Here is a 12,632-nt window from a genome sequence, read left to right as displayed (position 1 = left end):
TTTTCGACGTAGGCAGTTAACGGTTTCCAGTTATTTCGGTTCGAGCGCCGCCGCTTCCGGATCGACACCCAAAAAACGAAGTCGGCGAACGGCAGTCGTTAGTCGTCTGCAGGCGTTGCGCCGGTGCTGGTCGACTCCGCAGCACCGTCAAGCACGCCGTGGCTACGGAGCAGGATGATACCGAAGCCGACCTTGGCGACGAGGTCGATGACCATGAAGCCGGCCGTCTCGATCCCGATACCGACGAGGCCGAGTCCTTCACTGCCGACGAGCCACCAGACCGGGTAGACCAGCCACACGACCGTCACGAGGTTTCGCAGCGTCTTGAACGTGCTCCGCGTGTCGCTGGGCAGGTCTGCGACCCGACCGGACAGCGAGGCGAACAGGAAGTACAGCAGGACCAGCAGGAAGGCGGTGCTGATACCCCACCAGACCAGCCGTTCCGCGCCGGCCGACAGCACGCCGCTCCCTGCGCTTAGCGTCGCGACCACACCGGTACCGATCATCAGCACGTCGAGGCTGACGAGCGAGGCGATGGTGTTGCGGTCTGCCCCTGCAAGCAGTCCGAGGTCATACAGCAGTAACGGCGTCGTGAACAGCCAGTCGGTGTATCGCGCCCAGTAGATGGGGTGTTCCGACCCGCCGAACTCGATGAACGTCAGGCCGAACCCGAGTGCCATCGCGAGGTAATTCACGAACGCGATTGCCGTGATCAGTATTGTCGCGATGTAGAACTTCTGACGCCTGCTGTCGGTTTCACCCCAGCCACGCGCGATGAAGTATAGCATGCCGAGGAACATGCCCGCTGTACCTAACCACAGCCATATCGCTTCACTCCCTGGTTCTGGCATAGTGCACTCTAGTATAGGAGGTCAACGCTAAACAGTCGCGTACCCAAAATATATGGTAAAAATTGCGAAGAGCCGTGAGATATAGGGCCGTTGTCAGGCTTCGGCTTCGACAGTTTCGGCGGTCTCGTCCTCGCGGTAGTGCTCCTCGATGAGGTCCTCGTCGATGCGGTTCAGCGCATCCTTCGGGAGCATCGAGAGCAGGTCCCAGCCGAGTTCGAGCGTCTCGTCGATACTGCGGGCCGTGTCGGTCCCCTGATCGACGAACTCCTCCTCGAAGCGGTCGGCGAAGTCCAGGTACTTGTTGTCCAGTTCCGACAGCGCCTCGCGACCGACGATGTTCACGAGGTCGCGCAGGTCCTCACCTTCCGCGTACGCGGCGAAGATCTGGTCTTTCACGTCGGCGTGGTCGGCGCGAGTCAGCCCCTCGCCGATACCGTCGTCCATCAGCCGCGACAGGCTGGGCAGAACGTTGATCGGCGGCTGGATGCCCTGGCTGTTGAGGTCGCGGTCGATGTAGATCTGGCCTTCGGTAATGTACCCGGTCAGGTCCGGAATCGGGTGCGTATCGTCGTCGCCCGGCATCGTCAGGATCGGGAGTTGAGTCACGGACCCCTCGCGACCCTCGATCCGACCGGCACGCTCGTAGAGCTGTGCCAGGTCAGTGTACATGTATCCGGGGTAGCCACGCCGGCCCGGGACCTCCTCACGCGCGGCACCGATCTCGCGCAGTGCCTCGCAGTAGTTGGTCATGTCCGTCAGGATGACCAGGACGTGGTAGTCCTTCTCGAAGGCAAGGTACTCGGCGGTGGTCAGCGCCAGCCGCGGCGTAATCGTCCGCTCGACGGCCGGGTCGTCCGCGAGGTTCATGAAGACGACGGAGCGTTCCAGCGCGCCGGTGCGCTCGAAGTCGTCCATGAACTCGTTTGCCTCTTCGGCCGTGATACCCATCGCGCCGAAGATGACAGCGAACTCTGACCCTTCGTCGTCTTCGCCGTCCTCCTCTTCCGGCACCGTCGCCTGTCGCGCGATCTGCAGCGCCAGGTCGTTGTGCGGCAGGCCGGAGGCTGAGAAGATCGGCAGTTTCTGGCCGCGGACGAGCGTGTTCATGCCGTCGATGGCCGAAACACCCGTCTGAATGAACTCTTCGGGGTACTCCCGGGAGTAGGGGTTGATCGCCTCGCCGACGATGTCGCGGCGTTCGTCGGGGACGATCTCGGGCCCACCGTCGATCGGCTGACCGGTCCCGTCCATGACCCGCCCGAGGAGGTCCTCGGTGACGGGCATCTTCATCGTCTCGCCGAGGAAGCGAACCGAGGCATCGCGGTCGATACCCTCGGTCCCCTCGAACACCTGAATGGCAACGTAGTCGCTCGCGGATTCGAGCACCTGGCCACGGCGGGTCTCGCCGTCGCTGAGCTCGATTTCGACGATGTCGTCGTAGCCGACCGGTTCGTCGGTTTCGACGAACACCAGCGGTCCGCTGATCTCCGTGATTGTCTGATACTCTTTCATTGTTAGTACAGCTCCCGCAGTTGAGACTCGATGTCGTCTTCGAGGTCGTCGATGTACTCGTTGTAGTCTTCCTGCACGCCGATACGGTTGAGCCGCGGCGCGGCGTCGATGTCGGTGATCTCCTCGACGGGGACACCGGCATCCAGCGCCTCGAAGGCCGCATCGTTGTACGTCTTGGCGGCGTCCATGATGCGGTAGGTCTTCTCGGGCTCACAGAACGTGTCCACGTCGTGGAAGGCGTTCTGCTGGAGCCACGCCTCGCGCAGGTAGCGGGCGATCTCGAGCGTCAGCTGCTGGTCTTCCGGCAGCGCATCCTTCCCGACGAGCTGGACAATCTCCTGCAGTTCCGCTTCCTCGTCCAGCGTGTCGATGGCCCACTGGCGCGTCTCCGGCCAGTCGGCCCGGACGTTGTCCTCGAACCACGGATCGAGCTGGTCGCGATACAGCGAATACGACTCGTTCCAGTTGATAGAGGGGAAGTGCCGGCGTTCGGCCAGGTCCGCGTCCAGCGCCCAGAACGTCTTGACGATACGCAGCGTGTTCTGGGTGACCGGCTCGGAGAAGTCCCCGCCAGGCGGCGAGACGGCCCCGATGACTGAGACAGAGCCCTCGGTCCCGTTGATGTTCTCGAAGTACCCGGCACGTTCGTAGAACTCGCTCAGGCGAGCGGAAAGGTACGCAGGGTACCCCTCCTCGCCCGGCATCTCCTCGAGTCGGGAGGAGATTTCGCGCATGGCCTCTGCCCACCGGGAGGTGGAGTCGGCCATCAGCGCCACGTCGTACCCCATGTCGCGGAAGTACTCCGCGATGGTGATCCCCGTGTACACGCAGGATTCGCGTGCCGCGACAGGCATATTCGACGTGTTGGCGATGAGGCAGGTCCGGTCCATCAGCGCGTTGCCAGTGGTCGGGTCCTCGAGTTCCGGGAAGTCCTCAATGACCTCAGTCATCTCGTTGCCACGCTCACCACAGCCGACGTAGACGACGATGTCCGCGTCGGCCCACTTGGCGAGCTGGTGCTGGGTGACCGTCTTCCCGGACCCGAACGGACCGGGAATGGCGGCCGTCCCGCCCTTCGCAATCGGGAACAGGCCGTCGAGTACGCGCTGGCCCGAGATGAGCGGTTCCGTCGGGGTCTCCTTGTCGACGGTCGGGCGCTGCTGGCGCACCGGCCACTCCTGGTGCATCTGGATCTCCTCGCCGCTGTCCAGTTCGACGACCGTCTCTTCGACGTTGAAGTTGCCCGATTCGATGGCGACGACCTCGCCACCCTCGGAGTCGGGCGGGACCATCACCTTGTGGTCGATACTCGGCGTCTCGGGGACGGTGCCGACGATGTCGCCGGCCTCGACCTCGTCGCCTTCCTCGACTTCAGGGGTGAACTCCCAGGTCTTCTCCAGGTCGATACCCGGCGCGTCGACACCGCGGTCGAGGAACGCCGACCCCATCTTCTCTTCGAGCACGTCGAGCGGGCGCTGGACACCATCGTAGATGGCGTCGAGCATGCCCGGCCCGAGGTCCACGGAGAGGGGCGAGCCCGTCCCTTCGACGGGTTCGCCGGGGGAGACACCGGAGGTCTCCTCGTACACCTGAATCGTGGTGATGTTTCCTTCGATCTCGATGACCTCGCCCATCAGCCCTTCCGAGCCGACGTAAACGACGTCGTTCATCCGGGCGTCGAGGTCCCGAGCCGTTACGACCGGTCCCGAGACGCTTTCGATAATGCCGTCCTCGCGGACGTCTGTGTCTGTTGCTTGACTCATGGTTAGTCCTCGTCCATCAGGTCGATACCGATGGCTCGCTTGATCTGTTCACGCAGTCCGCCGCTCCCAGTGCCGCCGCCGAGTGTGACCATCACCGGTTCGACACTGGTCTCCGCGTCCTGCCTGACACCGCGTGAGAGATGCGACAGGTCGTCGTCGTGCATCACGACGATACCGACGTCGTCGTCGTCGAGCATCTCCTCGACGGCGTCGTCGAGCTGCTCGTCTTTCTCGTCAGCAGGCACGTCCGCGAACTTGCGGACGCCAGCCAGCCGAAAGCCCGTCGTGAACTCCGGGCTTCCGATGACAGCTATCTCCTGGCTCATAGTATCACCAGCTCCTGTTCGATCTCGTCGGGGCCGAGGCCGGCCTCGCGACCGCGGGCGATGGCCCGGATGTTGTCGACCTCGCGCTCCTTTTTGAGGATGTACGACAACACCGGACAGACCGACAGCGGATAGCGGTTCGAGAGCCGGTCGGCGTATTCGAGCAGCGCCGCGTCCAGCGCCCGCTCGAAGTCGATGAGGTTGTCGGCCTCCTCAAGCGCCGACAGCGCCTGATCGAGGTCGTCGCCGTACTTGCTCTCGCGAACGGCACTGACCAGTTGGTCGAGATTCGTCGACAGCTGTGCGACTTCCTGTGCGTCGAACAGCTGGCCGCCCTCGATGAAGTACTCCGAGGGGTCGAGGTCCGCGCCACTGCGGGCCAGCCGGAGCGCGTTCCGGAGGTTGCGGAAGTCGACTTCCGTCTCCAGGAACTCGACGTACAGCCCGGTCGGGCTGTCGATCTCCGGATTATCCGGCAAGCCGGACAGCAGTGTTTCGTAGAAGGCGCGGTCGAGCGCGTTCTCCAGAGGCACGAGGACGCCGCTTTCCTCGTAGACGTCGAACGCCTCGGCCATCGTGTCACCGAAGATAGTGTCGTCGAGCTGCTCGACGACCTCCTCGATAGAACCGGCGTTCAGCAGGTCCTCGATACGCCGGTCGGTGAACTCGCCGGCCCGGATGAGGTCGTCCTCGACCTCGGTCCGTTCCGCGTCCGAGTAGAGCCCACGGATGACGGTCTTAGCGTTCCACACGTCGAACTTCCGCAGGTAGCGGGCGATGTAGTCGTACAGCGCCCCCTCGGACCAGCGAAGCAGGTCGTCGAAGTGTTTCGCGAGGTTGCGGTTCAGCGCGTACTCGACGAGGTCGACGCCGTCGTACCGGGAGCCGAGCGCGTTCATTTCGGTCTCGTACTCCGTTTCCTCCATGAAGCGGGCGATTTCGCCCGTCCCCATGCGGACCAGTTTCCGGTAGTCGTCATCGTCGAACAGGGACGCGCTTCGGGCACGAACCCGTGCGATGACGTACTCGTAGTTGCTTCCCTGGCCGCTCGTTCCCGTTCGCGAACTCATTGGTCTTCGAACAGGCGGTCGCTGATTGCTTTCAGGTTGTCCTCCCAGACGTCCTCCAGGATGGAATCGAACGTGTTGTTCACACGGACTCGCGACTCACCGCTCTCGACGACGACGCCGCCGAGGCAGTCCCGCTCACCGGCGTACGTCGCGCCGTCGTAGTCATCGAGTACATCCTCGAGAAGCGACTGGTCCGACGCACGGCCGTACACCGACAGCTCGTCGCTGTCGTCGAATTCATCGACGGCGGCGTCAAGCAGTGCGCGTGTCAGTTCCTCTCGTCGGTCCCCTTCGAGGGCCGCAAGCGCGTCCTCTACGTCGCCGTGAACGTCTTCGAGGATGTCACGCCGGGCGTTGAGTCGAGCCTGTTTGGCCTCGAGCTTCGCGGAGGAGAGTCGCTGCTCTCGCTCCTGCTCGATGGTCCGCTCGACCTCGGCCTCACGTTCCTCGTGGATCTGCTCGGCGTCGGCCTCGGCGTCGGCGATAATCTCCTCGGCACGTTCGTCGGCCGCGTCGCTAATCTCCTGAGCACGCGCGCGGGCCTCGTCGCGGATGTCCTCTACGACTGTTTGAAGGCTCATTATTGGAAAAGGGAGAGAGTGGTTAACCGAGGATGAAGACGACGACCAGCGCGAGAATGACGAGCGTTTCCGGCAGGACTGTCAGGATGAGCCCACGGCCGAACATGCTCTCGTCTTCTGCGATTGCGCCGACGGCGGCGGCCCCGATCCCACGTTCCGCGTATCCCGAACCGAGCGCAGCCAGCCCGACAGCGAGGGCTGCAGCAGCTTCTCCCGGGATAGCCGGAGCAGCGGCGCCACCTTCTTGCAGTACAGCGTTGACAACGAGTGCGATAGTTTCTATCATGTTGTTGAGATCCTCTCTGAGGTTGCTCGTGTCCGAACAGGCGTATGTGACTCCACGGACTTCATAAAGCTTCCCAAAACACTTCGTCAAGATGCTGTTCCGTGGGTTTAGCCGCGCTCTCAACCACGGTTGTCATCTGGTACCAGCCCCCGAGTACGCGACGGTAGGGCAGTAGCTACCGGAGTACCGACAAATATCGGAAGTAAGGTCGATAGCGGTCAGTCGTCAGTGGTGTAGGTCCGCTCGTAGCCGAACGGGTTGTACCGCTTGCCGCCGCCCTCGAAGAACTTGCCGAAGAACTCCACGTATTCGAGACGCACACCCTGTAGTCCGGCACTGGTGATACCCAGTACGAGGACGAGGAGGTGCCCCAGCACAAGGACGAGCAGTCCACCGACGAGACCAGCGATGCCCGAGTGCATCAGGCCTCCGAACATGACCTCTGTGACTTCGTGGCCGTGGTAGACGCCTTCCTCGAGGTAGTAGCTCGGTGCGTGACTGATACCGAAGTGCCACGCTCCGTCGTCCGTGACGAACACACCGAAGAACAGCAGATTGACCACGAAGGCCATCCCGGCCTTCGCCAGGAGTACTGCTGCCAGTCGCGTGTACGACAGCACGTTCACGAACACGTTGAGGAACTCGACGACTTCGATGGGGTCAGCGAGCGCCAGCAACACGAGGCCAGCGAAAAACACCAGCAACCACGCTGATATCGGGAACCCACCGACACTGAACAGGTCGATAGCCGGGAGCCCGGCGAAGCCGAGCGGGAACGGGTTCCCGGCAAAGATGCCTTCCTCAGCGGTGTAGAGGAAGTCCGGTGCCGAGCCCGCTGCGCCGGAGAACACCCAGGCCCAGAGGCCAAACAGCATCAGGAGCCAGGAGCCGCTCTCGGTGACGGCGTCCCAGAGGCCGTGGTTCAGGTTCTCGATGAAGTCGAACGTCCACCCCACAGCGAGGTGGAGCATCCCGGCCAGCAGGCTCAGCGTCAGCCACCCGATCGCGTACTCACCGTACGCCGGCTGCAGTCCCTTGTGGAACGGCGCCCCTTCGAACCCGAGGGCAGGCCACACGACGTTCGAGATTGTGTGCAGGCCGAAGATCTCGCCGTACAGCAGGCCAAACAGCATCGTGAATCCACCGGCCCACATTCCGACACCCCCGAGGCTTTTCAGCACATCGCTGTCAACCGCTGAGTACAGCCCGTAGCCGAGCGCGAGGTACAGCAGTCCATACCCGACGTCACCGATCATGAACCCGAAGAAGGCCGGGAACGTCAGGAAGAAGGCGACCGTCGGGTCGAACTCGCCGTACTTCGGCCGGTTGACGACCTCGACGAGGTCCTCGAACGGCTTGACGCCTTTCGGGTTGTCCTGAATGACTGGCGGCGCGTCGTCACCCATCGTGATGACGCCACCGTCAGCGACGGTTTCCTGCGGTTGGCGCTCGCTCTCCGGTTCGGGAGCATCGACGGAGCTTCCGACGGGTTCGCCGCCGTTGCCGCCTTCCCGCTCGACTTCTTCGTGGGACTCTGCGTGCCCCTCGCTGTCGTACTCGGCGATTTCGATCCTGTCGATGTCGACAGCGTCGCCGACAGTACTCGAAAGGGCCCGCTCGAACTCCTCGTAGCGCTCGTTCGGAATCCAGCCCTCGGCGATGAAGGCGTTTTCCGTCGTTGCGAAGGTGAGCGGCGCTTCGCCCTTCTGGGCCTCGATAGCCAGTTTCTCCTCGGCCGCGAGCAGGAACCCGGCGTGGTCGAGTCGGAGTTCGTTGAGTTCGTCCTCGACGGTCGAGAGCTTCGATTCGAGCTGCTGTTTCTCGTGTTCCAGCTCTTCGAGATACGCCGTCGGGTCGCCGTCGCCGTCGGGGATTTCGAGTCGGGAGAACGTCGCCCCGACGAGCGCGTCCTGCAGGGCGTCTTCTTCGGCCTGTGCGAACACGGCGACGATGCCGTCCTCGGTGAACAGTTCGAACGTCCCGACGTCGCTGTCTGCGAGGACAGCCTCGATCTCGTCGCTGTCGCCCTCGCCGACAACGACGGACAGCGAGTCGTAGCCACGGAGCAGGTCGAGGTCGATGCCGAGCGTGACGAACGGCGCCATCGTGTTGATACGGTCCTCGACGGCCCGGAGTTCGTCACGGACCTCGTCGCGTCGGTCGTCGAGTTCGTTGACCTCGGTTCGGACTGTTTCGAGTTGGTCCTCGATCGCGTCGTCTGTGACGACCCGCGTCGGACCGGCGTCCTCCTCGCTGACACCCAGAATGGACTGCAGCGAGCGAACCGTGACGAGCTTGTCCGAGACCTCGTTGGTTCCGTCGAGCGAGTTCCCGGGTTCGAATCCGTCCCAGGAGCCGTCATACTCGGTGACGTGGAGCATATCGAGGTCGTGGACGGCCTCAATAGTCTGCTCCATCGCGCGTTTCGACCCCGTCACCGAGACGCGGCACATCTTCTCAGGTCTGAGCATGCACCGCCTCCTCGAACAGGTCTGTGACGTATTCGACTACCTCGTCGATCTGTTCACTGGCCTGCTGTTCGAGGTCGTCGCGAGCGCTCTCACCGTCTTCGATGATCTGCTCGCGCTCGGCCTCGATCTCTTCGCGAGCCGCTTCGAGACGGTCTTCGGCGGCCGCCTCGGCCTCTTCCCGCGCGGATTCGCGGATCTCCTCGGCCTCCTCGCGGGCCTCCGAGATGCGGTCTTCGCGGTCTTGTTCGGCCTCTGCGACGATCTCGTCGGCCTCCTGCTCGGCCTCCTGTATCCTGTCAAGAACTTCTGGCCGTGGCATTCTCTAATCATGTGAGCGTTGCCAGAGCGGCTATTTGGTAGTTGCGAAGTTTCCCCGTGTGATAGAGCGGCCAAAATCCGGGGAATTATGACCGCCAAGTCCTAAGCTGGCAGTAATGGGAGTCCTCGAGAACAAGGCCCGCGCGCGGACGTTCTACAAGTATCTCTCGAAGGTGTACGACCAGATCAACCCCTTCATCTGGGACGAGCGGATGCGCGACGAGGCGATTGCGATGCTCGATCTTTCGCCCGACGACAAGGTCCTCGATGTCGGCTGTGGCACCGGCTTCGCCACCGAGGGGCTGCTCGAACACGTCGATACGGTGTACGGGCTCGACCAGAGCCCCCACCAGCTCTCGAAAGCGTTCGAGAAGTTCGGCAAGTTCGGCGACGTGCGCTATCATCTCGGTGACGCCGAGCGACTCCCGTTCAAGGACGACAGTTTCGATGCGGTGTGGTCCTCGGGGTCCATCGAGTACTGGCCCAACCCCGTCGACGCGCTTGCGGAGTGTCGCCGACTGACCAAACCCGGTGGCAAGGTCCTCATCGTCGGCCCCGACTACCCGAACTCGACTGTCTTCCAGAAGATGGCCGACGCCATCATGCTGTTTTACGACGAAGAGGAAGCCGACCGGATGTTCACTGAGGCCGGATTCGAGGAGTTCGAACACCACATCCAGCAGTCCCGACCAGGTAGTCCGCGAGCGATTACGACGATTGCAGAAGTACCCGAGTAAGCCCTTCAGCCACGAGCAAAGCGAGTAGCCGCTTTTTCGCCCACGTTTTTGCGGTGAGCGGTAACCGGAGGTTACCCGAGCCGGAAAAAGGTGGTCCGGCAGTCCCGACCAGGTAGTCCGCGAGCGATTACGACGATTGCAGAAGTACCAGAGTAACAGCGACCATAGAGCCGCTTTCTTCCGTGCTACGCCGATCCACTGACGGGAACCCGTACTCGGTCGCCGTCCTGTGTGGTGACGGTAACCGTGTACTCTCCACGGGGTTCGACAGTCCAGAGAGAGCCGTCTGTACCGGTCGTCCCGATCCGTTTACCGTTTATCCTGACAGTCGAATCCGCCGTGGATCCCGTACTGTTGTCGCTGACCGTGACGAGCAGCGGTCCGGACTCGAAGGACTGCTCGACTCGGACGCGAACTGACTGGTTCACGTTCGTCGCTACTTCCGACCGGTCGACTGTCGTCAGTTCGAGGTGCTGGGTTTCGTAGAAGACATTCGTCGTGCCGCCGTCGAGATAGGCCGTTAGCTGTCCGTTCGAGTGATCGGCCTGAATCTGGTAGATGGCACTCCGGCCGTACGTCTGGACGGACGGGTACTGCTCGCTGTAGAGCCACGGGTAGAGAGTCTCCGCCCGCGTGTTGACCGCACGGAGGGAGTCGTTGGTCCGGGCGAACTGGTCGATTGCCGTCTGTTCGCGGTCCTGTCCGAGATACGTCTCACGCGTGTACCGACCGCCTGCGACCGTCGACAGCATGTACCCCTCGGACGAAACCTCGACGTATACCGTGTTCGGCTCGGTATTACCGGCGGTTTCAGCGCTGATACGCTGACTAATCGGGCCACGGGACGTCTTGAGCACGCCCCTGTTGTTTTCCAGCCGGAAGCGCTGGTTCGGTGACAGTGAGTAGTCCGGTGCGGTACCAGCGGTCGCCCGAATCCGGTCGAGTCGGGTGGCCAGTTGACGTGACTCTGCGTCGAGCAGCGCCCGCTGTCGCAGGAACTCCCTAGCGGTTATCGCACCGTTTGCGTACTGCTGGATCGCGATCTGATTCCGTTGTTCCAGACTCGTTCGCTTGCTTTCGATATTGGTCAATGTCTCGTCGACGAGGCGGTCGCGGGCGGCCTCGCTGTCCTGCTGGAAGAACTTCCGTTCGAACGTCGTCGTCGCGTAGTCGCTCCGCAGGTCACTGGATCCGGCTGCAACCGCGACGCCGACATCGATCGACGATTGGTTGTACGTCGTCGACCTGACGTCGCTGGCCGGGATAGTGAGATGGTTCGTCGTGTTGTCGACAACCGTGATCTGTGGCAACTGATCGCTGCCGTCAGCGGTCTGGGCCGGCGAGGCGAACCCAGTCACTGGGGCAGCCACGGAGACGACCATGAGGAGGATCACACCGACTGCGGGGAGGGGACGCATCAGCATCGAATACTCGCCCACCGTACAAAAATCTCCCCATTCTCCATGTATCAATAATGACCTGAGAAGCCACGAGACCTTTCAAAGCGTCCGCTGACGTTTTATTCTCGGATGGAAAGGGTTTTGCCCCCAGAACGTTCATCGGTGAACGAGAATGACCCCGCGGGTATCAGGTGCCCTCCTCCTCCTTGTCCTGTTTGCCCTGTTGGCGACCCCGCCGCTTGCGACAGCGGCGGCAACAGATACCGTCCCCGCCCAGCAGACGACCGGGACGCCGACACCGGTCGCGGAGAACACGACGTTCGCTCTCCAGATCCAATCGAACGGCGATGCCAAGTGGACGATAACAGACACCTACGCGCTCGACGAATCCGAAACTGAGTGGTTTAGGAACACCGGTGAGCAGTTCGCCAGCGAGGACACCGAGGCAGTGTGGCTGCCGTCGTTCCGGGAAGCGAGCGACGAGGCCAGTGCCGTCACCGGCCGCGAGATGGAGATTACCGACGTCGACCGTCGGTACGAGGTGTCAGACCGCAAGGGGCAACTGATCCTCGAGTTTACGTGGACGAACTTCGCAGTCGTCACCGGCGAGAACATCGTCGTCGGGGACGCGTTCAATTCAACGGACGGTACGTGGTTCGGGACGCTAACTGCGGACCAGCGACTCGTTATCTCGCCACCGCCTGAGTACGGGGTGGAGAGCGCCCCGAGCGCCGTCGACGACGGAAAGCTGGTTTTCGAAGGACGGCGGACGTTCGAGCCGGGGTACCTGTCCGTCGTGTACACTGGCGAACAACCGGATACCCAGACGCCGGCAGAAACCCCTGGATCGATGTTCGGCGGCGTCGACTCGACCTGGATCGGCGGGGTCGTGCTGATGGTGCTGCTCGTCGGGGCCGTCGGTTACATGTTCAAGACCGGATACACTGACGCGCTGCCATCGGTTGCTGCCGGGACCGACGACGACGGAGACGACAGTACCGGGACGGCAGCCCCGGTGAGCGACACCACAGCCTCGGACGACGTCGACGTCGAACTGCTGAGCGACGAGGAACGCGTCGAACGGCTCCTGGAAGAAAACGGCGGACGGATGAAGCAGGCTCGCATCGTCTCCGAGACCGGGTGGTCGAACGCGAAGGTGTCGCAGTTGCTCTCAGCGATGGACGAGGAGGGCCGCATCGACAAACTCCGTATCGGTCGGGAGAACCTCATTTCGTTCCCGGACGAAGAGATCACCGACTTCGACGAGTAACTGTCCGGACTATTTGACTGTAAACGAGCCGGGCGTGGTTTCTGGTT

At 62.5% G+C, this 12,632-nt stretch carries 12 protein-coding genes; 2 read left to right on the top strand and 10 right to left on the bottom strand.

The window, feature by feature from the left end:
- Window positions 1-98 precede the first annotated feature (98 nt).
- The 9 genes from SG26_RS09995 to ahaH all read right to left on the bottom strand — a co-directional run bounded on the left by SG26_RS09995 (window position 99) and on the right by ahaH (window position 9,179).
- On the bottom strand, window positions 99-851 hold the full coding sequence (locus SG26_RS09995) for a bacteriorhodopsin (RefSeq protein ID WP_023843114.1): 753 nt from the start codon (window positions 849-851) through the stop codon (window positions 99-101).
- Window positions 852-944: 93 nt separating this feature from the next.
- On the bottom strand, window positions 945-2,363 hold the full coding sequence (locus tag SG26_RS09990) for an ATP synthase subunit B (protein ID WP_014039410.1): 1,419 nt from the start codon (window positions 2,361-2,363) through the stop codon (window positions 945-947).
- A gap of 2 nt (window positions 2,364-2,365) precedes the next feature.
- Window positions 2,366-4,126 (bottom strand): ATP synthase subunit A, encoded by a 1,761-nt coding sequence (locus SG26_RS09985; protein WP_050037491.1) that lies wholly within the window; start codon window positions 4,124-4,126, stop codon window positions 2,366-2,368.
- A 2-nt stretch (window positions 4,127-4,128) separates the two neighbouring features.
- Window positions 4,129-4,452: a V-type ATP synthase subunit F gene (locus SG26_RS09980; RefSeq protein WP_014039408.1), complete on the bottom strand. Its 324-nt coding sequence runs from the start codon at window positions 4,450-4,452 to the stop codon at window positions 4,129-4,131.
- Window positions 4,449-5,522 carry a V-type ATP synthase subunit C gene (locus SG26_RS09975; RefSeq protein WP_050037490.1) on the bottom strand — a complete coding sequence of 358 codons (1,074 nt, stop codon included), beginning with the start codon at window positions 5,520-5,522 and terminating at the stop codon, window positions 4,449-4,451. Before SG26_RS09975 ends, SG26_RS09980 begins: the two co-directional genes overlap by 4 nt.
- The gene (locus SG26_RS09970) at window positions 5,519-6,103 is read right to left on the bottom strand and encodes a V-type ATP synthase subunit E (protein WP_008311110.1); all 585 of its coding nucleotides are present in this window, start codon (window positions 6,101-6,103) and stop codon (window positions 5,519-5,521) included. The genes SG26_RS09975 and SG26_RS09970 overlap by 4 nt, the downstream gene beginning before the upstream one ends.
- 22 nt (window positions 6,104-6,125) lie before the next feature.
- Window positions 6,126-6,389, bottom strand: coding sequence for a F0F1 ATP synthase subunit C (locus SG26_RS09965; RefSeq protein ID WP_008311113.1), 264 nt, complete (start codon window positions 6,387-6,389; stop codon window positions 6,126-6,128).
- A gap of 218 nt (window positions 6,390-6,607) precedes the next feature.
- Window positions 6,608-8,860 (bottom strand): V-type ATP synthase subunit I, encoded by a 2,253-nt coding sequence (locus tag SG26_RS09960; RefSeq protein ID WP_050037489.1) that lies wholly within the window; start codon window positions 8,858-8,860, stop codon window positions 6,608-6,610.
- A complete protein-coding gene (gene ahaH, locus SG26_RS09955; protein ID WP_014039405.1) occupies window positions 8,847-9,179 on the bottom strand; it encodes an ATP synthase archaeal subunit H in 333 nt (110 codons plus the stop codon). The genes SG26_RS09960 and ahaH overlap by 14 nt, the downstream gene beginning before the upstream one ends.
- Before the next feature lie 115 nt (window positions 9,180-9,294).
- Between ahaH and SG26_RS09950 the strand changes: the two genes are divergently transcribed.
- Window positions 9,295-9,915, top strand: a complete 621-nt coding sequence (locus tag SG26_RS09950) for a methyltransferase domain-containing protein (RefSeq protein ID WP_008311118.1) — start codon at window positions 9,295-9,297, stop codon at window positions 9,913-9,915.
- Between the two features lie 185 nt (window positions 9,916-10,100).
- On the opposite strand, the gene SG26_RS09945 is transcribed toward SG26_RS09950, so the two are convergent.
- Window positions 10,101-11,333 (bottom strand): hypothetical protein, encoded by a 1,233-nt coding sequence (locus SG26_RS09945; protein ID WP_050037488.1) that lies wholly within the window; start codon window positions 11,331-11,333, stop codon window positions 10,101-10,103.
- A gap of 154 nt (window positions 11,334-11,487) precedes the next feature.
- Between SG26_RS09945 and SG26_RS09940 the strand changes: the two genes are divergently transcribed.
- Window positions 11,488-12,585, top strand: a complete 1,098-nt coding sequence (locus SG26_RS09940; RefSeq protein ID WP_014039403.1) for a hypothetical protein — start codon at window positions 11,488-11,490, stop codon at window positions 12,583-12,585.
- Window positions 12,586-12,632: the final 47 nt, after the last annotated feature.

Origin of the sequence: Haloarcula sp. CBA1115, from assembly GCF_000827835.1 — an archaeon.
Classification (GTDB): Archaea; Halobacteriota; Halobacteria; order Halobacteriales; family Haloarculaceae; genus Haloarcula; species Haloarcula hispanica.
This window is presented reverse-complemented; position numbering and strand designations above follow the sequence as displayed.

What these genes read in the sequence shown, in the direction of transcription:
- SG26_RS09995 (WP_023843114.1), bottom strand. Translation starts at nt 851, where the DNA reads ATGCCAGAACCAGGGAGTGAAGCGATATGGCTGTGGTTAGGTACAGCG.
- SG26_RS09990 (WP_014039410.1), bottom strand. Translation starts at nt 2,363, where the DNA reads ATGAAAGAGTATCAGACAATCACGGAGATCAGCGGACCGCTGGTGTTC.
- SG26_RS09985 (WP_050037491.1), bottom strand. Translation starts at nt 4,126, where the DNA reads ATGAGTCAAGCAACAGACACAGACGTCCGCGAGGACGGCATTATCGAA.
- SG26_RS09980 (WP_014039408.1), bottom strand. Translation starts at nt 4,452, where the DNA reads ATGAGCCAGGAGATAGCTGTCATCGGAAGCCCGGAGTTCACGACGGGC.
- SG26_RS09975 (WP_050037490.1), bottom strand. Translation starts at nt 5,522, where the DNA reads ATGAGTTCGCGAACGGGAACGAGCGGCCAGGGAAGCAACTACGAGTAC.
- SG26_RS09970 (WP_008311110.1), bottom strand. Translation starts at nt 6,103, where the DNA reads ATGAGCCTTCAAACAGTCGTAGAGGACATCCGCGACGAGGCCCGCGCG.
- SG26_RS09965 (WP_008311113.1), bottom strand. Translation starts at nt 6,389, where the DNA reads ATGATAGAAACTATCGCACTCGTTGTCAACGCTGTACTGCAAGAAGGT.
- SG26_RS09960 (WP_050037489.1), bottom strand. Translation starts at nt 8,860, where the DNA reads ATGCTCAGACCTGAGAAGATGTGCCGCGTCTCGGTGACGGGGTCGAAA.
- ahaH (WP_014039405.1), bottom strand. Translation starts at nt 9,179, where the DNA reads ATGCCACGGCCAGAAGTTCTTGACAGGATACAGGAGGCCGAGCAGGAG.
- SG26_RS09950 (WP_008311118.1), top strand. Translation starts at nt 9,295, where the DNA reads ATGGGAGTCCTCGAGAACAAGGCCCGCGCGCGGACGTTCTACAAGTAT.
- SG26_RS09945 (WP_050037488.1), bottom strand. Translation starts at nt 11,333, where the DNA reads ATGCGTCCCCTCCCCGCAGTCGGTGTGATCCTCCTCATGGTCGTCTCC.
- SG26_RS09940 (WP_014039403.1), top strand. Translation starts at nt 11,488, where the DNA reads ATGACCCCGCGGGTATCAGGTGCCCTCCTCCTCCTTGTCCTGTTTGCC.